The following is a 19,616-nucleotide window of genomic DNA, read 5'->3' as shown; positions in this document are numbered from 1 at the left end:
TTGGTGTGATGGTCATCGGACTGGGGTGAACGTGGGTGGGTGCCAGGTGGTGATGGGTGAGTTGATTCGTCCGACGAGTGATGGCGGCACGATCCGGGTCAGCGCCGATCGTACGGCGAACGCGGCAGGATTGCGCAGCAACGGACCACCGGCCCCGGTACGAATCGAAGCCTTCGCCACGAACTGGCTGCGCGGACGCCGTTCCGCGTCGTAGCGCCGAAGTGCTCCCTCCACTGTGGACGAATCGGCACAGGCGGCGGCCAGGGACACGGCGTCCTCCAGTGCCTGGCAGCCGCCCTGTCCGAGGAACGGCGGCATGGCGTGCGCGGCGTCGCCGAGCAGCGCGATCCGGCCGTGGACGTAACCGGGTAACGGAGTGGCCAGGTGGTGGGTGTCGTGCAGCAGGATCTCCGGGGTGGTGGCGATCAGCTCCGGCAACGGCGCGTGCCACCCGGCGTACCGCTCGGCGAGGTAAGCCCGGTTGTCCTCGTGCCGGATGCCTGCCGGGCGGGCTTCGGAAATCCACCAGTACGCCTGGTCGTCCGGTAACGGGAGCACGCCGGCCTCCGCACCGGGTGCCCAGCTCGTGGTCATCCGCGTGGACAGTTTCGCGACCCCGCGAAACGCGCCGCCGCCGCTGTAGGCCACGCGCGCCGCCGGGTAAAGCGACTGGCGGATCGGGCTGGTGATGCCGTCCGCGGCCACCACCAGGTCCGCGCGCGTCGAATCCCGGCCGTGGTGGACGAGGCCGTCCGGCTCGGCCCCGGTCACTTCGACGCCGGTGCGCAGGCATTCGCCGGGCAATGCCGAGCGCAAGGCCTCGATCAGGCTCGCGCGGTGGATCCCGCCGAGCGGGAGAACCTCGTCGCCGAGCATCGCGTCCAGGTTCCAGCGGACCAGGCGGCGGCCATCCCGGCCGAGCAGGGCGCCGCCGCGCAGCCGGGAGAGAACCGGGTCGACGCCCAGCGTGGCGAGCGCACGCTGGGCGTTGGGCCACAACGAGATCCCGGCGCCGATGGCGGTGAACTCCGCCGCTCGTTCGAGTACGGTGACGCGCCAGCCCGCGCGGTAGAGCCCCACTGCCGCGGCCAGCCCGCCGACACCCCCGCCGACCACCACGGCGTGCTTCTCGTCCATGACCCCTCCTCTACGCCTGTAGAGGACTCTACACCTGTAGAGTGGTGAAGTGGATCGGAAAGCGAAGATCGGGGACGCAGCCATCGAGGTGATCGCCGCCGACGGCATGCGGGGGCTCACGCATCGCGCGGTGGACCGGGCGGCCGGGCTGCCCCCGGGGTCCACGTCGTACTACGCGCGCACCCGCTCCGCTCTGCTGGACCTGGCCGCCGAACGGATGATCGCGCTGGACCAGGTCGAGGTCACGCCGCCGCCCGGCAGTCTCGCGGAATTCCTCGGTGCGGTGGTGTACGCCTCGATCACCGAAGGCCGCACGAGAATGCTGGCGCGCTACCAGTTCGCGCTCGAAGCCACCCGTCGTCCCGAGCTGCGCGTCAGCTATGACGCCGGGGGCCGGTTGCTGCGCCGCCGATGCGCGGAAGTCCTGGCCATCGCCGGGTCGCCGGCGCCGGAAGCGCACACTCGCGTGCTCATCGGCTGGCTCGACGGGTCGATCTTCGACGCCCTGGCCGGCACGGGCTCTCGCCGGCCGCCCGCGAAGGACGAGCTGATCGAGGGCGCCCGCGCCGTGCTCGCCGGGCTGGGGCTCGCCGACGCCTGAGCCTAGGCGTCCCGCCGTTTCAACAGCATCGTGCCGCCGAACAGTCCCGCCGCGGCCCACGCGAGACACACCAGCACGCCGATCAAGGGGCTGTACGGGGGAACGCCGCCGAACAGCGGCTCGTTTTCCCCCGACGGCACCATCGAGTAGATTCCCGCGAAGGCAGGAAAGTAGTCGCTCGCTTCGCGGGACACCGACTGAGAGAGCACCAGCGGCAACGGCAGCAGCAGCACGATTGTCATCACCAGAGTGCCTGCGGCGCTGCGTAGCATGAACGCGATTCCCTGGCACAGCAAGCCGAGCAGCGCGAAGTAGGCGCCCATGCCCAGCGCGGTCGACGTGGCCTGGCCGAACGTCGACGGTAGTCCTCCGTTGCTCATCGCCAGGGTCGCAACGCCTGTCCCGAGAGCGGAAACCAGCACTCCGAAGGCGAAGAGTACGGGCACCAGCACGGCTGCCTTCGCCACGATCACCCGCGAGCGCACCGGAACCCACTGCAGGGTCGACCGGATGGAGCCACTGGCGTACTCGCTCGTCACGAACAACGTCGCCGCCGCGATCACGAAGAACTCGACGAGATATACCGCGCCGGTCAGGGCGATGCCGTGCGCCGCCTGTGGCCGATCTCCATCGGGTTGCTGCGAGAGCCCGGAAACGACCGCGTAGAGCGTCATCATCAGCGCCCCGCTACCCAGACACCACCAAGTGGCGCGGACAGACCAGAACTTCGTCCACTCCGAGGCGATCGCGAGCTTTGTCATGCCGACACTCCGTATTCCACCGACGACGCGGTCAGTTCCATGTACGCCTGTTCCAGCGAGGCGGTTCGTTTGCTGAGACCGTGCAGCCGTACGCCGAGTTCGTGCGCGAGGTCGCCTACCTTGTCCACTGTGGAGTCGTCGACCAGCAGTTCGTCGTCTTCGCCCGGGCTCACGGACGCACCCGTTGCACGCAGTTTCTCGGCGAGCGTCGTGCGTTCGCCGGGCGAGGGCACTCGTACGGACACGCCGCTACGCGAATTTCCGGCGATGAACTCGTCCATCGGTGCGTCGGCGAGCAGCTTGCCTTTGCCGATCACGAGGAGGTGGCCGGCGGTCAGCTGCATCTCGCTCATCAGGTGGCTTGACACGAACACCGTGCGGCCCTCTTCGGCGAGGGAACGCATCAGCTGACGGACCCAGCGGACGCCGTCGGGATCGAGACCGTTCACCGGCTCGTCGAACATCAGCACCGCGGGATCACCGAGCAGCGCCCCCGCGATGCCGAGACGCTGGCTCATCCCGAGGGAGAACGTCCCGGTGCGCTTGCCTGCCACGTCGCTCAACCCGACGGTGGCCAGCACTTCCTCGACGCGCCGTGCCGGAATGCCGTTGCTGCGCGCCATCGCGAGCAGATGCCTGCCCGCGCTCCGGCCCGGGTGCACTGCCTTCGCGTCCAGCAGCGCACCGACCTCCCGCAGCGGATAGCGCAGCTGCTCGTACGGTTCGCGCTGGATCAGCACGTCACCGGAGCAGGGACGGTCGAGCCCTACGGTCATCCGCATGGTGGTGGACTTGCCCGCGCCGTTCGGCCCCAGGAATCCGGTCACCACGCCGGGCGCGACGACCGAGGTGAGGCCGTTCACCACGGTCTTCGCACCGTAGCGCTTCGTCAATCCGCGAAACGTGATCATAGCCCGAGTCTGCGCCACCGATGGCTCCGCGGACATCGGCTGATCGGCCGTGGATTCCCCCGACTTTCGACCAGAGTCAGCGGGACCTGCGGCTGATGTGCCGAGTCGGCGTGGCAGTGGCCGGGTCCTCTGGCCACGGGTGCTTCGGGTAGCGGCCACGGAGATCGGCGCGGACCGCGGCGTAGCCGGTGCGCCAGAAGGACGCCAGATCGGCGGTCACCGCGGCCGGGCGGCCTGCCGGGGACAGCAGATGCAGCAGCACCGGTACCCGGCCGTCGGCCAGCGCCGGGGTTTGCGTCCAGCCGAAGGTCTCCTGCAGCTTGACCGCGAGCACCGGCTGGTCACCGCGGTAGTCCACGCGGTAGTGCGAGCCGGACGGCACGGCCAGCCGGTCCGGGGCGAGTTCGTCCAGCCGGGCCGCTTCCGGCCAGGGCAGCAGTCCACGCAGCGCCCCGCCGGCGTCGGTCCCGGCCAGATCGGCGCGCCGGCGTACTCCGGACAGGTCCAGCCATTTGTCCACTTCGGATAGCAGTGTGTCGTCGTCCACCGGCGGCCACGGCGGGCCGAGCACCCGGTGCAGGAACGCCATCCGCTCCTGGAGCCGGGTGGCGTCCTGGCTCCAGTGCAGCAGGCCCAGCCCCTCGGCGCGAAGCCCGGCGAGCACGGCGGCCTGGCGCAGCGCCGGGTCAGGATTCCGGAGTGGACGTTCCGAGAGGACGATCGAACCCAGCCGGCGGATCCTCCGCGCCACCACGTCGCCGTCCCAGTGCACTTCGTCCACTTCGGACAACAACGCCGGTGCGGCACGGACGGCGAGTGGCTCGTCCGCCGTCGCGGCGAGCCGGATCGTGCCCTGCGCTCGTCCGGGAGCACGGGTGGCCTCGGCGACGGCGAGCCATTCCGCGTCGCCCAGCCCGCTTCCGGCGGGTAGCTCGGCAGCAGTGCCGCTCGCCATCAGGTACACCGGTGCCGAGCCGGAACGCTTGCGCGCCAGCCGTTCCGGATGCGCGAGCGCGACCACCAGCGCGGGATCCGCGGCGGCACCACCAGGACCGTCGACCATTCCGGCCAGCCGACGGGCTTCCCGCTGCCACCGGCGGGCCGCGTCGTCGTGCGCAGAGCGCAGCCGGCGTAGCTCGGCCTCGACGTCGGTGAGCGTTGCTCCGGCGTCGAGCAGGGCGACCACTTCGGCGGCCGTGCGTGTGCCGGCCGCTGCTGCGCCGTCCAGCAACGCGCGGGCCAGCCGGGGGTGCAGGCCGAGGTCCGCCATCCGTTGACCGCGCGGCGTGATCGCGCCGTCCGGGGTCGTCGCGCCGAGGGTGACGAGCAGGCTGCGCGCCGCGGCGAGCGCGCCTTCGCCGGGCGGATCCCACCAAGTCAGCCCGCGACCGTCCGGAGTGGACCAGCACGCCAACTCCAGAGCGAAGCGGGCGAGTTCGGCCGTGCGGATCTCCGGCTCCGGGTAGGCGGGCAGCGTCGCCTGCTCGTGTTCCGGCCAGCACCGGTAGGCCCGCCCCGGTGCCTCGCGGCCGGCTCGTCCCGCCCGCTGCTCGGCCACCGCGGCCGAGACGCGCACGGTGGCCAGCCCGGCGAGACCACGGCGATGGTCGACTCGCGGTACCCGCGAAAGCCCGGAGTCGACGACCGCGCGTACGCCGGGCACGGTGAGGCTGGACTCCGCCACGGCGGTCGCCAGCACTACCCGTCGCCGATCGCGAGGCCGGAGCGCTTCGTCTTGTCGTGCCACGGAAAGCCTGCCGTGAAGAGGCAGCACGTCGGCGTCTAGCCCGCCCAGCTGTGCTGCTGTGCGGGAGATTTCCCCGGTGCCAGGCAGGAAAGCCAGGACATCACCGTCCCCTTCGGACAGTGCATTCCGGACGGTGGCGGCGACCGCCGCCTCAATGCGCTGGCCCCGGGCGGGTGGCCGGTAACCGACTGAGACCGGATACGTGCGAGCCTGCGCGGTCACCACCGGCGCGTCGCCGAGCAGCTCGGCCAGCCGTCCGGCCGCGACAGTCGCCGAGGTGGCCAGCAGCCGCAGATCGTCCCGCAGCCCGGCGCGGACGTCGAGGAGCAGAGCGAGCAGCAGATCGGCGTCGAGATGTCGCTCGTGACATTCGTCGAGCAGCACGGTGGACACTCCGGGCAGCTCCGGATCGTGCTGCACGCGGCGGACGAGCAGGCCGGAGGTGACGACTTCGATCCGGGTTCGCGCGGACACCTTCCGGTCTCCACGCACCGCGTACCCCACCGTCTCGCCCACCGGTTCGCCCAGGAGCGCGGCCATCCGGGACGCCGCGGCACGAGCGGCGAGCCTGCGTGGCTCGGCAACGACCACCCGGCCTTCGCCGCGATCCAGCGCCAGCGGAACGAGCGTGGTCTTGCCGGTGCCCGGCGGCGCGACGAGCACCGCGGTGCCATGGCCGTCCAGCGCGCTCAGCACGTCCGGGAGCACGGCGCGGACGGGCAGGTCCGGGAGCCGTTCGAGGTTGGTCACTTCTCGGTGATCTCCGGAGGCTGCGGCAGCGGGTAGTTCGACGAGCCGAGGTTGGCCTGCAGCGAACGCTGCCAATCGCCGTCGGAGATCATCTGCCTGATCGCTTCGTCCACCGCCTGCCGTCCGTCCAGATCGCCCCGGCGCAGGCCGATACCGTAGCGCTCGGCGGAGAACGTGCGCCCGACCACCCGCAGCAGCTCGGGGTTCTGCGCGGCGTAGCCGGCCAGGATCGCCGCATCCGTGGTGACCGCGTCCACCTGCCCGGCCAGCAACGCCGTGACGCAGTCCGGATAACGCGGGTACTCGACCAGCCGCACCTGCTGCGCGAATTCGTCGCGGACCGCCTCCGCGGGCGTCGATCCGCTGACCGAGCACAGCTTCCGGCCGTTGAGGCTCTCCGGCCCGACGATGTCGGTGGAGGTCAAGCGCACCAGCAGATCCTGCCCGGTGACGAAGTACGGCCCGGCGAAGCTCACCTGCTGCTTGCGCTTGTCGGTGATCGAGTAGGTCGCCACGACCAGGTCCACCACGCCCGAGGCCAGATCCGATTCCCGGGTGGCCGGGGTGGTCTCGCGCCAGGCGATCCGATCCGGCGGCACGCCGAGTTCGCTGGCGACGTAGGTGGCCACGTCCACGTCGAAACCGGTGAACCGGCCGTCGATGGTGCGCTGCGACAGCCCCGGCGCGTCGAACCGGATGCCGATCGTCAGGTGCCCCGCCTCACGCGCCCGGGTGGTCAGCGGATCGTCCGGCGATGCCGTGCCCACCCCGCAGGAAACGCAGCCGACCAGCAGAAAGAGCACGGCCAGCAGCCGGCGAGCCCGCATCATCCCCTCCGATCGTGCTGTCCGCTGCTCACAGAGTTCTCAGGTCAGGCGGCTAGCCTATGCGCGTGCGACGACTGCCCCAACCCGTGCTCGACACGATCGGCACGCTGGCCCGGCTCGGGCTGGCGGCCGTGTGGCTTGTGTCCGGGGGTCTGAAGATCGCCGATCCGGGGCAGACCTACCTCGCGGTGCAGGCCTACGATGTGCTGCCGCACGTGCTGGTGCGCCCGGTCGCGACCGCGCTGCCGCTGCTGGAGCTGGTGCTCGGGCTGCTGCTGCTGGTCGGGCTGGCCACGCGCTGGGTCGCGGGGGCCACGCTGGTGCTGCTGGCGGTGCTCATCGCGGGCATCGCGCAGTCCTGGGCCCGCGGCTTGAGCATCGACTGCGGCTGCTTCGGCGGCGGCGGGCAGGTGGCCACGGGGCAGACCGCGTACCCGCAGGAGATCCTGCGGGACGTCGGATTCGCCGTGCTCGCGGTGTGGCTGCTGGTGCGGCCGCGCACGTGGCTTTCCCTCGACGGCTGGCTCGGCTGGGGCCGTGGCGGGAACGGCGACGCGGGCGGGAACTCCGCCAGCGCCCCGGACGACTACTCCACGAACATCGCGGAAGGGAACTAGGAACAGTGGGTGGAGCTGCGCGCAACGCGCGGAAGAGCCGGCAGCAGGCGGCGGCCGCGAGGTCGGTCGCCCAGGCTCGGGGGCAGGCCGGCGGGGACCGGAAGAGGGTCATCGCGGTCGTGGTCGCGGTCGTGGTGATCGCCGCGCTCGTGATCGGCGGGGTGCTGTGGATCAATTCGAGCAAGAACTCGACGCAGGACACCGCGATCAAGCCCGGCGCCACCCCGACGCTCGGGGCCGGCGTGGTGGAGAAGCGCGACGGGGCGGTGATCTCGGTCGGCAAGCCGGGCGCGCCGAAGACCGTCGACCTGTACGCGGACTTCCTGTGCCCGATCTGCGGCCAGTTCCAGCAGACCTACGGGTCGCAGGTGGAACAGGCGATCAACGACGGCAAGCTGACCGTGCGCTACCACATGATGATCTTGCTCAACAACCGTTCCGACCCGCCGGGGTACTCGCTGGAATCGGCGAACGCGGCACTGGCCGCGGCCGACGCGCAGAAGTTCACCGCGTTCCACGACGCGCTGTTCAAGAACCAGCCGGAGGAAGGCGGCCGCGGCTACGACAAGGCGCAGCTGATCAAGCTCGGCCAGGACATCGGCATCACCGACCCGAAGTTCGCGGAGGCGATCAACTCCGGCGCCTATGACCAGCAGCTGCAGGCGGCCTACCAGCAGGCCGTGAACGATCCGAACCTCCAGCAGGACTACCAGGGCCAGCGCAGCTTCGGCACGCCGACGCTCGCGGTGAACGGCAAGGCCATCCCGACCACGCCGGACTGGCTCAGCAAGGTGCTGGGCGGGACCGCGGGCTGACCTCGATCCGGTCATTTCGCCTGTCCGGGCACGACCCGTCCGTTACCCTGGCCGTACGGCTCAGGGGAGGGACGGGTTTTGTCCGGTTTTCATGTCGACGAAGGCGCGTACGAGAAGTACGCGCGGCAGGTCGATCCACTCGGTGACGAAGTGCGGCAGGCCGCGGAACGGCATGTCGGCCCGCACGTGACACTCGGCGGGGACGGGTTCTCCGCCATGGGGGACGAATCCGGTTTCGCCGGTGCGTACGGCGAGCGGATGCGCTTACTGCAGCAGCGGTTGCACGCACTCGGCGGAAGCTGGCGTCAGGTCGGCGAGGCAGCCCGTGCCACGCAGGGCAACTTCGCCGCGGTCGAGCAAGAACACAGCGACATCGTGCGCAGGCTCGGGTGAGCACTCCTGTCGACCACCTCGTCCGCGGTGGCCTGGATACCGCCAACCAGTTCGCGGCCAAGCTGAAGCACGATTCCCCGGCCATCGACGGCGCGCGCGACGGGCACGTCGCGCTGCAGACTTCAGTGCGCCAGACCGGCGATCACGCCGCGACGCAGCGGGTGAACCTGGCGAACGCCAGTTCCGGCGGTACCTCCGAGCGGGCCGTGACCAGCTCGCAGGAGCTGGAGAAGCACGTCCGGGACCTGCTTGAGGAGAGCGCGGAGATCGAAAGCGCGGTCGCCGAGGCGGCCGAGGCACTGCACGTCGGGGAGATCCGCAACGATCAGGTGCGCGATCAGATCGTGCGGGAGATCGCCGCGTCGATGAAGGCATTGCAGGCGGTCAACGGGATTCAGCCGCCGGAGAGCCGGGGTGCCGCGGCCCGGCAGGTCCTGATGCGGCTGCAGGCGAAGATCGGGCAGCTGACCGGGCAGGCGGCCACGTTCAGCGAGCAGACCCTCGGCAGGCTCACCGAACTCGGCGGGCGGCTCGGCGGTTCCGACGCGACCACCACCAGCAGTGCGGCACCCACCGTGCCGCATGCGTTCAACAGCAACGGCGCGCACGCCGGTGGCGGCGGTGGTGGTGGAGACGGTGGTGGTGGGTTCGCGGGCAAACCGCGGCTGCCGGTCGCGATCCCACCGCAGCCTGGCAGCGGCGTGGCGATCAACCTGCCGAACGGCACAACGGTGACAGCGCCCAACGAGACCGCGGCCAAAGCGGTGCGCGCCGCGTTGTCACAGCTGGGTGTGCCGTACGTGTGGGGTGGCACCTCGCGCGGTCAGGGTCTGGACTGCAGCGGGCTGACCATGACCTCGTATCAGGACGCGGGCCTGCAGCTGCCGCGCACTGCCCGCCAGCAGACGGTGGGCGCCGAGGTGCCTTCGATCGACCAGCTCGTGCCCGGCGATCTCGTGGTGTGGTCCGGACATGTGGCGATGGTGATCGGCGACGGGCAGATGGTCGAAGCCGGGGATCCGGTGCAGGTGAGCAAGATCCGCACGACCAACAGCGGGCAGCAGTTCATCGGGTTCTACCGGCCGACGGGGTGAGAGATGGCGGAATTCGACGTGGACCTCGCCGCGGCGCGGGTCGCGGAACAGGCGGAGCGCACCGGGCAGGAGGCCGCGGCCCGGTTCGCGCGGACCGGGCCGGTGGTGGGCAAGGCGGAATCGGCGGGGGTGACCGTGGAGGTCGCGCCGGGCGGGCTGCTGACCGGGCTCACCCTGTCCCGCGGCGCGCTGCGGTCCGGATCCGATGCGCTCGCCGCGCAGATCATGGAGCTGTCCCGGCGGGCCACCCGCCGGGCCGGTGACCGGATGCACCAGGTGCTGGAGCCGGTCCTGGCGCCGGACCAGCTCGCCGAACTCGGCTACCGGCCGCTGCGCCCCGACGATCCGGACTACGACGATCCGGACGACTACTACGGCCGTGCGGAGCTGTCGTGATCAGCACTCGTGCCCTCATCGACCAGGCGCGTGCCCGGGAAGAGGCACTCGGAAAGGTCACCGAGCTGATGGCCGCGGCCCGCGGTTCGGCGCACGCACTCGACGGCACCGTGGAAGTGACCGTCGATGCATTGGGCGCCCTGCACCGGCTTTGGCTGGCCCCCTCGGTCACCACGACCGACCCGGCCCGGCTGGCGACGCTGATCCTGGAGGTCACCCGCGTCGCGATGACGGAGGCCACCCAGGACAGCTACAACAAGGTCGCACTCCAGCTCGGCGAGGACGTGACCCTGCTGATTGAACAGCTCTCCGGCTTTCCGGCGCCGGCCCGTGCGGAGGATGACGACCCGGGTATGACGGTGGAGGAATTCCAGCGGCGTCGCGCGGAACGGCTGGGGGATCGGCGGGGCGGCCGGTAGGGGCGGAGAGGTTTCGAGGTGAGGGCGGGTGTGCTGAGTGGGGATGGGGTCCCGGCAAAGTTGGTGGAGGGCTCGTGATCAGCAGAGTGAGCCGTGGCTGCCGCGCATCATCGGCGGCGCTTGCCCTCTTCGTCGATCACGCCCGGTAGCGGGCGATGTGGAGGTGTTCGAGATGCGCGACCACCTCGTGGTGTGCGTCGGACCTGTCTCGGGTCTGTGAAGGGGCCCTTCACAGACTCAGAGTCCGTGAAGGGCCCCTTCACAGACCTTCACGGACCTCCGCGGTCGGCGCAGGGACCCTCACACCGGCTTTGCCGACGCCCTGGGGTTGGGGTGGAGCCGGTTGCTGATGCGGGGTGTGGGTTCGGCGGGGATGGTTGGGGTTTGGTGAGATCGGCGGGGGTGGTTGCCGATATGGGTGGTGGGACGGGTGGTCCTGCGGTGGTGGTTGGTCGGAGTTGCCGGTAAGGCTTGTTGTTGTCGGTCGAGCTGGCCGGGGGTGGTTGTTCGCGGTGGTGGCGAGGTGGTCGGGGGCCGCAGCCGATGTCCGCGACCGGGCCGCCGCCCGCGGGGTGCGCCTCGTCGGCGAACGGGGTCAGCGCGGTGCGCAGGTACCGGTCGGCGTCGATTGCGCCGCGTAGGTGGTGGCAACCGTGTCGTGAGAGGTCCGGGTCTCGGCGTGCCACGCAGTGTCCATTCCGGAGCAGTGTCCATTCCGGAACTGTACGGAGAGTGAGTCGTATGCGGCTTCGGTAAGGGTGCCGCATGGGGCACGGTTCGGGCGGACGGGAGGGGTCCACTGTGCAGGTTCCCTTCGGGAACTCGGCCATAGCGTATTTCCCTTTCCCCGCCAAGTGATCCGGCCCGGAAACGCCCGGAAGACGGCCGGGGGAGGCAAAGTTCGATCAAGTCTGGTTGTCGCCGGGGTGGGTGCTCACTAACCTGTGCGCGACCGACGCCGGTGCTGGTGCGGGTCGGGTTTCCGGGCCGGCGATGCCGGTTTCGCCCTGTTCCTCCCTCACGAATGGGAATCCCGGATGTCCGTCACTGCTCCCGCGAATTGTGTCGACCGGCTGGCGTACCTGTACGCCACTGTGGACCGCTGGGCCGCGCAAAGCCCGGTAGGAACCGCCTTTTCCGCGCCGGACGGTGTGCTCGGCTTCTCGGGGCTGGCCCGCCGGGCCGCGGCGATCGCGGCCGAGCTGGTCGCGGCGGGGGTCGGCGTGGGTTCGGTGGTGGGGGTCGCCACGGGACGGTCCCGGCTCGCCGCCGCCGGATTGCTGGCGGTGTGGCGGCTCGGCGCGACCGCGGTGCTGCTCGACGAGCGGCATCCGGCCGAGCGGCTCGCCTTCGTCCTCGCCGACGCGGGGGTGGAAGTGGTGTTGGCGCACAAGCCGTTTCCCGGTTCCGGTGAGCTGCCGAGGGTCGATCCCGAAGCGGGGGAAGGTGACTGGCCTGCTCCGGGGTTCGGGGAGATCGCGTACGTGGTCTATACCTCTGGCACCTCGGGGCGGCCTAAGGGGGTGGAGGTCACCTACCGTGGCCTCGGGCTGTTGCTCGCCGCACTGGCCGATTTGGACCTGCCTGCCGGCGGGCTTGGGATCAACGCGTTGTCCCCGGCGTTCGACGGCTGGTTGTGGTGCACGCTGTTGCATTTGCTGCACGGGCAGGGAACCGCGGTGATCGACCTCGCCGAAGACGATCCGGAACACGCTGATCTGGCCGGTCGGATAGCGGCGATCGGGCCGCGCACGGTGTGTCTGACGCCTTCGCTGCTGTCCACTTGCACCACTGCGCTGTCCACAGTAGAGCTAGTGGTCGTGGCGGGGGAACGGTGCCCGCGTGGGCTGGCCGAATTGCTGGCGAACGGCCGCAGGGTGCTCAATGTGTACGGTCCGACGGAAGCCACCGTCGCGGCGACTTGGGCGGATACCGCACGCGGCGACGACGTGTCGACGATCGGCCGTGCGTTGCCCGGCTACCGGACCTTCGTGCTCGACGAGAACCGCCGACCAGTGCCGGCGGGTACGCCGGGGGAGCTGTACATTGGTGGCGGAGCGCTCGCCCGCGGGTATCGCAACCGGCCGGATCTGACGGCCGAAGCGTTCGTCTCGGTGCCGGAAATCCTTGGTGGAGAAAGACTCTATCGGACCGGTGATGTGGTTTCGGCCAGAGTGGACGGTCAGCTCGACTACCTCGGCCGGCTTGACGACCAGGTGAAGGTGCGCGGATTCCGGATCGAACTCGCGGAGCTGGAGAAGGTGGTCGAGGAACTCCCCGCGATCGCGACGTCGGCTGCGTTCGTCTTGGAGTCCGGCGAGGCGCTCGGGCTGGCTGCCGTGCTCGCGCCGGGGCACGATCCGGCCGGCGGGGCCGCGATCGTCCGCGAACACTGCCGTGTCAAGGTGCCTGAGCATCTGGTTCCGTCCATTGTGGAGTTCGTGCCGGCGTTGCCGGTGACCGCGAACGGCAAGGTGGACCGGCCGGCGTTGGGCCGTGCCGCGGCCGAGCGGTCTCCGGCCGGGCGTGAGCCGGGTACGCCGCGTGAGGTGGAGGTGTGTGCGGTGTTCGGTGAACTGCTGGAACGCCCGGTCACCGACGTCGACGCGGATTTCTTCGAGCTGGGCGGGCATTCACTGCTCGCCGCGCGGGCGGTCGCGGCGCTGCGGCGCTCGACCGGGATCCGGTTCTCGATCAGCGCGCTGCTGGCCAATCCGACGCCGGCCGCGCTCGCCAGGGAACTCGATCGGCGGGGTTCGTCCACTGTGGAACCTGTGCAGGCCACGCCGTGGCTGGTTGCCAGGCATCCTGCGCCGGCGCACCGTCCGACGTTGCTCTGCCTGCCACATGGCGGCGCGGGCTGCGGACGGTACCGATCCTGGCAGGACCGGCTCGGCGACCGGGTCTCGGTGGTCGGGGTCCAGCTGCCGGGCCGGGAGAATCGTTGGCGTGAAAGGCATCCGGCCACTTTCGCCGAAGCGGCCGAAGCCATCGTGGACGAAGTTGCCGAGCTGATCTCCCCGGCGACGCCGTTGGTGATCTTCGGTGAGAGCTTCGGCGGCCTGCTGGGTTACGAGGTGAGCCGGCGCCTGGGCGAACGCGGTCGTCCGCCGTCGGCCTTCGTCGTCGCGGCCGCCGATCCACCCCACGCCTGGGCTTCCGGGGAACGGGAGTACGGAAGCGACGAGGCGATCGAACAGCTGCTGTCGCACAATTCCGCGACGGCAGGAGAACTCGACCAGGACAGCCGTGGTTACCTCGTCGACCTGTTACGCCGGGACGGGAATCTCGCCTCGACCTTCGCCCTGTCCGCCGAGCCGCGGCTGGCCGCGCCGGTGCACGCCTGGGGCGGAGATGCCGACGAGCTGGTCGCCTCAGTCGCACTCGATGAGTGGAAGGCTTACACCACAACAGAATTCTACCGTCGGCAGTTCGCGGGCGGGCATACGTTCGGCACCGATCTGGCCGAGACCACCGTGCCCGCGCTGGCACGGCTGCTGACCACCGGGGGCCTGCCGTGCTGATGGATCTGACCGACGACCGGATGTTCGAGGGCACCGGATTCCACGAACACCTGGCCTGGCTGCGCGAGCACGACCCCGTGCACCGGCATCCCGAACCGGCTGGGCCGGGCTTCTGGGTGCTCACCCGCTACCAGGACGCGCTGAGCGTCTACCACGACGCCGAAGGGTTCAGCTCCCGCCACGGCATGCGGCTGGAAACCAACCCGGCCGCAGTGGCCGCGGTCACCCAGCGGATGCTGATCGTCTCCGATCCGCCGGTGCACACCCAGCTCAAACGCGTGCTGGCCAAAGGATTCTCCCCGTCCGAAATCCCGCACGCGCCGGAGCTGATCCGGCAGGTGGTGCGGGAGCTGCTCGACGAGGCGTTGCGCGCGGGCGAGGCCGACATCGTCGAGGTCGCCCGCCGGGTGCCGACGCGGGTCGTCTGCGCGCTGATGGGTGTCCCGCGGGCGGAGTGGGATTGGCTGGGCGGCACCATGAACGCCGCGTTTGAAGGCGAGGACGAGAAGAGCAGGCGCGCCGCGCACGCGGAGATCTTTCTGTACTTCTCGGAACTGGTGACCGAACGCCGTGCCACGCCGGGGGACGACTTCGTCAGCCGGATCGCGCATGACCAGCGGTTCACGTCGGTCCCGGGGGAGACCCGTCCGCTGACCGACGAGGAGATCGTGGTCAACTGCAACGGGGTCCTCGCCGGCGGCAACGAGACCACGCGGTACTCGGCCGCGGGTGCGGTGCTCGCGTTGCTGGAGAACCCCGGTGAATGGGCACGCCTGCGCGCCGGTGGCAGCGCGCTTCTGCCGACCGCGGTGGAGGAGGTGTTCCGCTGGACCACTCCCGGCGTGCACGTCCTGCGCACCGCGACCCGCCCGACTCGCATCGGCGGGACCGAGATCGCTGCCGGTGACCGCGTCACGGTGTGGAACATCTCCGCCAACCGCGACGAAGCAGCCTTCCCCGACCCGGGGCGCTTCGACCTGACCCGCACCCCGAACAAGCACCTCGCCTTCGGCGGTGGACGGCATCAATGCCTCGGCGCCCGCCTTGCCCGGCTGGAGCTGTCGATCTTTCTCGAGGAACTCGTGACCCAGGTCGGTTCGATCGAGCAGTTGGCCGAACCGAAGTACACGGCGTCGAACTTCACCTGGGGTGTCCGGAGCTTGCCGGTGCGGTTGATTCCGGCGGAGTAGGCCGTGCTCAGGCCCGGCGGCCCTGCGCGGCCACGGTCATCCAGGCGTAGTCCACAAAGGACGGCGTCTCGTAGGTCGCGTAGGCCTCGTCGAGAACTTCGCGGGTGATCAGACCGGTGGTGAGGGCGTGGTCCTCGACCAGTTTGACGGTGTTCTTCAGCCAGGACGCCAACGGCTGCCCGCCACGCGCGGGCAGGATCAGGCCTTCGGCGGTGCAGCCGGTCAGCCCGGCTTCCTCCAGCGGGACGGGCAGCGTGCGAGCCCATTCCGGGGCGGTGCCCACACGTTCGGCCATCACCCGCGCCAGCACCGTCATCGCCTGGCGGGTCGCCGGATGCGAGGACAGCTCGGGCAGCGTGGTGCCGATCTCGATCAGCAGCCGGCCACCGGGCTTGAGCCACGACGCCAGGCGCTTGATCACCGCCCCGCGATCGGGCAGATGCTCCAGCACGAACCGGGTGTGGATGAGGTCGAACTCGCCGGGCGCGTCGTCCGTGGTGACGTCGTGGTGCAGCACACGGACCCCGAGTTCGGCCAGCGGGCCGAGGAAGGCGTGGCTGAGATCGGTCGCCACCACGTTCTCCGGCCCGGCCAGTTCGGCCAGCCGCGCGGCCACCGAACCCGCCCCGGCGCCGACTTCCAGGCACTGCCAGCCAGGCCGCACGCCGGCGCTGTCCAGCTGCCGGAAACTGAACGGGTCGAAGCTCTCCTCCAGCAACCGCAGCCGCCGGTGCTCGGCCTGCGCCGCGGTGTCGACGAAGGTGTTCCAGCCGATCGTCTGCGCCATCGGGCAATCCTCTTCGTTTCCAGGTCACCGGGACCCGCATGGTAGGCCGGAACGATCTTCGGCCGACAGCGTCCGCTCGGCCGGGCCGCTCGTTCGGGAACCCGAGGTGCCCGGACGAGCGGCCCGGCCGCCTCAGTCCCGTTCGATCACGTGCCCGACCACATCCGGGCCCGGATGGGCATGCCCCGAACCGTCCCGCCGCAGGTCGATCTCCGGCAGCTCGACCGGATCGCCGTTCTTCGCCGCCCCGGCCGGCCGGGGGCCGATCCAGGCGACCAGCACCTGATGCTCGCCCTTGAGGAAGCGGTGCGCCCGGACCCCGCCGGTCGCCCGGCCCTTCGCCGGATACTCGCTGAACGGGGTGACCTTCACGCTCTGCCCGGTGGCGGTCACCACCATCGGCTCGCCGTGCTCCTCGTCATCGGTGCGGATCGCGCCGAAGAAGACCGCCGACGCCCCCGCGGACAGGTTGATCCCGGCCATCCCGCCGCTCTTGATGCCCTGCGGCCGCACCAGCGAGGCGGCGAACCGCAGCATGGACGCATCCGAGGACAGGAACGCCAGCGTCTCCCCGCCGTCGGTGAGCCAGGTCGCGCCGATCACCTCGTCGCCGCTCTTGAGCGAGATCACCTCGAACTCGTCCGAGCGGACCGGCCAGTCCGGCGAGCACACCTTCACCACCCCGGCCCGGGTGCCGATCGCCAGCCCCGGCGAGCCCGCCGCCTGCTCGCCGAGCGGGGCGATGCCGACCACGCGTTCGCCCTTCTCCAGCGGGACCAGCTCCTTCGCGGCCATCCCGCCGCGCAGCGAGACCGTGCCCGCCTGCTCGGGCAGCACCGGCAACGGCAGCACCTCGGTCTTGAACGCCCGCCCGCGGCTGGTCACCAGCAGTACCTGACCCCGCGCAGTGGTATGGACCACTGCGACCATCGTGTCGTGCTTCACCCGCCCGTTGCGGCGCCGGACCTCCGCGGACTCCTCGGATTCCGCGGCGGTGCGCGCGACCAGCCCGGTGGCGGAGAGGATCACCTGACACGGGTCGTCGGTGACCTCCAGCGGACCGGACGGCTTGGACGCGGCCAGCACTTCCTTGAGGTCCCCGTCGATGAGCCGGGTGCGCCGCTCGGTGGGAAAGTCCTTGGCGATCTTCGCCAGCTCGGTGGAGACCAGCTTCTTGAGCACCGACTCGTCCTCGAGAATGGTGGTCAGCTCGGCGATCTCCGCACGCAGCCGGTCCTGCTCGCTCTCCAGCTCCAGCCGGTCGTACTTGGTGAGCCGGCGCAGCGGGGTGTCCAGGATGTAGGTGGCCTGGATCTCGGAGAGCTTGAACCGCCGCATCAGGCCGTCCTTGGCCGCGGCGGCGTCCTCGCTCTCCCGGATCAGCCGGATCACCTTGTCGATGTTCAGCAACGCGATCAGCAGGCCCTCGACCAGGTGCAGCCGTTCCTCGCGCTTGCGGCGCCGGTAGCGGGTGCGCCGGGTGACCACCTCGTAGCGGTGCTTGAGGAAGACCTCCAGCAGCGCCTTGAGCCCGAGCGTCTGCGGCTGGCCGTCGACGAGCACCAGGTTGTTGATGCCGAAGGACTGCTCCAGCGGCGTGAGCCGGTACAGATCGGCCAGCAGCGCCTGCGGATTCACCCCCACCTTGCACTCGATCACCAGCCGGGTGCCGTTCTCCCGGTCGGTGAGGTCCTTGACGTCCGCGATCCCGGTGAGCCGCTTGGACTTGTTGACCTCGTCGGTGATCTTCTCGATCACCTTCTCCGGCCCGACCCCGTAGGGCAGCTCGGTGACCGTGATCGCCTGCCGCCCGCGGCTGCCCTCCAGCGGCCCGGTCTCCACGATCGCGCGCATGCGCACGACCCCGCGGCCGGTCTCGTAGGCCTTGCGCACCTCGTCGAGACCCAGCAGGCTGCCGCCGGTGGGCAGATCGGGGCCGGGCACGTACTCCATCAGCTTGTCGAGACTCGCGGCCGGATGGTTGATCAGCCACCGCGCGGCCCCGATCACCTCACCGAGATTGTGCGGGATCATGTTGGTGGCCATCCCGACCGCGATCCCGGAAGTGCCGTTGACCAGCAGGTTCGGGTAGGCGGCGGGCAGCACCGAGGGCTCCTGCAGGGAACCGTCGTAGTTGGGCCGGAAATCGACGGTGTCCTCGCCCAGCTCGCCGACCAGGAGCATGGCTTCGGGGGACATCCGGGCTTCGGTGTAACGGCTCGCAGCCGGTCCGTCGTCTGGGCTTCCAAAATTTCCATGCCCGTCGATAAGAGGGGCATTCAGAGAGAAATCCTGAGCTAATCGTACCATGGCATCGTAAATCGCGGTGTCGCCGTGCGGATGGTATTTGCCCATGCAGTTGTGGACGACGAAACCTTCGACCACGAATTCGTGTTCTTCGGTGCCTACTTGAATATCGTAGGTGACGTCCGGCCTGACCGGTTCAACCGATGCTACCCCGAGGAACGAGAACCCGTGGAGGGCGTCGAGCCGTTCGGCAAGCGGAGAACCGATTCGGCGCAGCTTCTCGATCCAGCCGTCCTGGCTCGCCCGGGAAAGCGGAAAAGAGCGGTCGGCCAGTGTAGTTCCGTGCCGGTCGTTGCCGTAGCGGACTTTCGTTTCGCTCGCCGCTGTCAGTGCTGTCTGGAATGCGTTTTCTTCTGGTTTTCCGCTGTCCTCGAAGGCGTTTTTCGCGAGATTTTCGAGGCTGTTTTTCTTGTGGTCGATGGTGCTCCACGGAAGGAGCGCATGTGCGAGAGTCACGGCGTCGGAACCGCTGACCGACAGGGCCTGCCGCGCCCCGTGACCGTCCGGTTCATGACGACCGTGCATACCCAGGTCTGCGAGCATCGCGTAGACCTGCCGGACGAGTTCACTGCTCATACCGGCGTACGCGATCTCCCGATGGTTCTCCCGGACGTCACCGTCTCCGTCGAAAAGGCCGCCGAGGAAAGGAATCCAGGCCGATCGGTCCGCGAGGATCTCCGCCGGAACCCGCTTCGCGTCGCTGCGGGGGCCACTCTCGGTGATGGCAAGGCCGAGGAGGTAGGCGTATCGATCTCCTCCGGCAGGCGCCGCAGTGCGGCGGCCGCTTCCGTAGCCGAGCGTCAGCCGCCCGGTCAGGTCGCGGGCAGCCGTCCAGGTCAATGTCGAATCCTCGGTCACCGTCCGGAACCGCTGTCCGGGGGTGACGGTCATCGTGTGGCCGTTCGACCACGTGACGCGCACGAGTTCGGCAGGCGGGTTCTGGTAGGCCTCGGTGACCGGCACGGCGGTGCCGTGACTGTCCAGTACCAGGTCGCCGATCTCGATGCCTTCGATCGGGCGCAGGCCGTCCGGCGTCGGCACCAGCGCGCCGCGGACGAAACAGTCGCCGACCACGCGGGAGGACTTCACGTAGGCGTGGCTGGGCCGGTACCCGTTCTCGTTCATCGAGTAGAGGATGCGGCGGTGGACCGGCTTCAGGCCGTCTCGCGCGTCCGGGAGGGCGCGGGAGTGGATGACCGAGTACGCGTACTCCAGGTAGGAGTCCTCGATCTCGGTCTTCAGCGGATTGTCGAAGACCTGCGCCCCCGGCTGGTCGAACGCGGTCGCGTCGATCTTGGTGGCAGTGCCCTTGTTTCGGCGGGCCATGGCTCACAAACTCC

The 19,616-nt window shown here is 69.9% G+C and carries 15 protein-coding genes and 1 pseudogene; 9 read left to right on the top strand and 7 right to left on the bottom strand.

The features are described from left to right. Window positions 1-12 precede the first annotated feature (12 nt). Window positions 13-1,137, bottom strand: a complete 1,125-nt coding sequence (locus tag ATK36_RS10575) for an FAD-dependent monooxygenase (protein WP_098511093.1) — start codon at window positions 1,135-1,137, stop codon at window positions 13-15. 49 nt (window positions 1,138-1,186) lie between these two features. On the opposite strand from ATK36_RS10575, the gene ATK36_RS10570 reads away from it, so the two are divergent. After that, window positions 1,187-1,738 carry a TetR/AcrR family transcriptional regulator gene (locus tag ATK36_RS10570; protein WP_098511092.1) on the top strand — a complete coding sequence of 184 codons (552 nt, stop codon included), beginning with the start codon at window positions 1,187-1,189 and terminating at the stop codon, window positions 1,736-1,738. Between the two features lie 2 nt (window positions 1,739-1,740). On the opposite strand, the gene ATK36_RS10565 is transcribed toward ATK36_RS10570, so the two are convergent. The 4 genes from ATK36_RS10565 to ATK36_RS10550 all read right to left on the bottom strand — a co-directional run bounded on the left by ATK36_RS10565 (window position 1,741) and on the right by ATK36_RS10550 (window position 6,734). Continuing rightward, entirely contained in the window at window positions 1,741-2,499 is a 759-nt protein-coding gene (locus ATK36_RS10565; RefSeq protein WP_098511091.1) for an ABC transporter permease, read from the bottom strand. Beyond that, a complete protein-coding gene (locus ATK36_RS10560; RefSeq protein WP_098511090.1) occupies window positions 2,496-3,410 on the bottom strand; it encodes an ATP-binding cassette domain-containing protein in 915 nt (304 codons plus the stop codon). Before ATK36_RS10560 ends, ATK36_RS10565 begins: the two co-directional genes overlap by 4 nt. Window positions 3,411-3,486: 76 nt before the next feature. Next, window positions 3,487-5,907, bottom strand: a complete 2,421-nt coding sequence (gene hrpB / locus ATK36_RS10555; protein ID WP_098511089.1) for an ATP-dependent helicase HrpB — start codon at window positions 5,905-5,907, stop codon at window positions 3,487-3,489. Continuing rightward, entirely contained in the window at window positions 5,904-6,734 is an 831-nt protein-coding gene (locus tag ATK36_RS10550) for a glutamate ABC transporter substrate-binding protein (RefSeq protein ID WP_098514780.1), read from the bottom strand. Before ATK36_RS10550 ends, hrpB begins: the two co-directional genes overlap by 4 nt. An 86-nt stretch (window positions 6,735-6,820) precedes the next feature. Between ATK36_RS10550 and ATK36_RS10545 the strand changes: the two genes are divergently transcribed. From ATK36_RS10545 to ATK36_RS10510, 8 genes and pseudogenes are all read left to right on the top strand, one after another. Then, complete coding sequence (locus ATK36_RS10545; RefSeq protein WP_098511088.1) at window positions 6,821-7,351, top strand: MauE/DoxX family redox-associated membrane protein; 531 nt, start codon at window positions 6,821-6,823, stop codon at window positions 7,349-7,351. A gap of 5 nt (window positions 7,352-7,356) precedes the next feature. After that, window positions 7,357-8,166 (top strand): DsbA family protein, encoded by an 810-nt coding sequence (locus tag ATK36_RS10540; protein ID WP_098511087.1) that lies wholly within the window; start codon window positions 7,357-7,359, stop codon window positions 8,164-8,166. A gap of 78 nt (window positions 8,167-8,244) precedes the next feature. Next, entirely contained in the window at window positions 8,245-8,559 is a 315-nt protein-coding gene (locus ATK36_RS10535; RefSeq protein ID WP_098511086.1) for a hypothetical protein, read from the top strand. Further along, window positions 8,556-9,653 carry a C40 family peptidase gene (locus tag ATK36_RS10530; RefSeq protein WP_098511085.1) on the top strand — a complete coding sequence of 366 codons (1,098 nt, stop codon included), beginning with the start codon at window positions 8,556-8,558 and terminating at the stop codon, window positions 9,651-9,653. Before ATK36_RS10535 ends, ATK36_RS10530 begins: the two co-directional genes overlap by 4 nt. 3 nt (window positions 9,654-9,656) lie before the next feature. Further along, the gene (locus tag ATK36_RS10525; RefSeq protein WP_098511084.1) at window positions 9,657-10,049 is read left to right on the top strand and encodes a hypothetical protein; all 393 of its coding nucleotides are present in this window, start codon (window positions 9,657-9,659) and stop codon (window positions 10,047-10,049) included. Beyond that, window positions 10,046-10,447 (top strand): annotated as a pseudogene (locus ATK36_RS10520) (YbaB/EbfC family nucleoid-associated protein); the annotation flags it as partial. The gene ATK36_RS10525 and the pseudogene ATK36_RS10520, both read left to right, overlap by 4 nt. Before the next feature lie 1,058 nt (window positions 10,448-11,505). Beyond that, window positions 11,506-13,992, top strand: coding sequence for an AMP-binding protein (locus ATK36_RS10515; protein ID WP_098511082.1), 2,487 nt, complete (start codon window positions 11,506-11,508; stop codon window positions 13,990-13,992). Next, window positions 13,992-15,182, top strand: coding sequence for a cytochrome P450 (locus ATK36_RS10510; protein ID WP_098514779.1), 1,191 nt, complete (start codon window positions 13,992-13,994; stop codon window positions 15,180-15,182). Before ATK36_RS10515 ends, ATK36_RS10510 begins: the two co-directional genes overlap by 1 nt. Before the next feature lie 7 nt (window positions 15,183-15,189). Here ATK36_RS10510 and ATK36_RS10505 read toward each other — a convergent pair whose 3' ends face one another. Next, window positions 15,190-15,969 (bottom strand): class I SAM-dependent methyltransferase, encoded by a 780-nt coding sequence (locus tag ATK36_RS10505; protein WP_098511081.1) that lies wholly within the window; start codon window positions 15,967-15,969, stop codon window positions 15,190-15,192. A 132-nt stretch (window positions 15,970-16,101) separates the two neighbouring features. Further along, window positions 16,102-19,602 carry a DNA topoisomerase (ATP-hydrolyzing) gene (locus tag ATK36_RS10500; RefSeq protein ID WP_098511080.1) on the bottom strand — a complete coding sequence of 1,167 codons (3,501 nt, stop codon included), beginning with the start codon at window positions 19,600-19,602 and terminating at the stop codon, window positions 16,102-16,104. Window positions 19,603-19,616 lie beyond the last annotated feature (14 nt).

It is taken from the genome of Amycolatopsis sulphurea (assembly GCF_002564045.1).
In the GTDB taxonomy this organism is placed as follows: Bacteria; Actinomycetota; Actinomycetes; order Mycobacteriales; family Pseudonocardiaceae; genus Amycolatopsis; species Amycolatopsis sulphurea.
The sequence above is the reverse complement of the archived record's forward strand: the minus strand, read 5'-3'. Positions and strand labels throughout refer to the sequence as shown.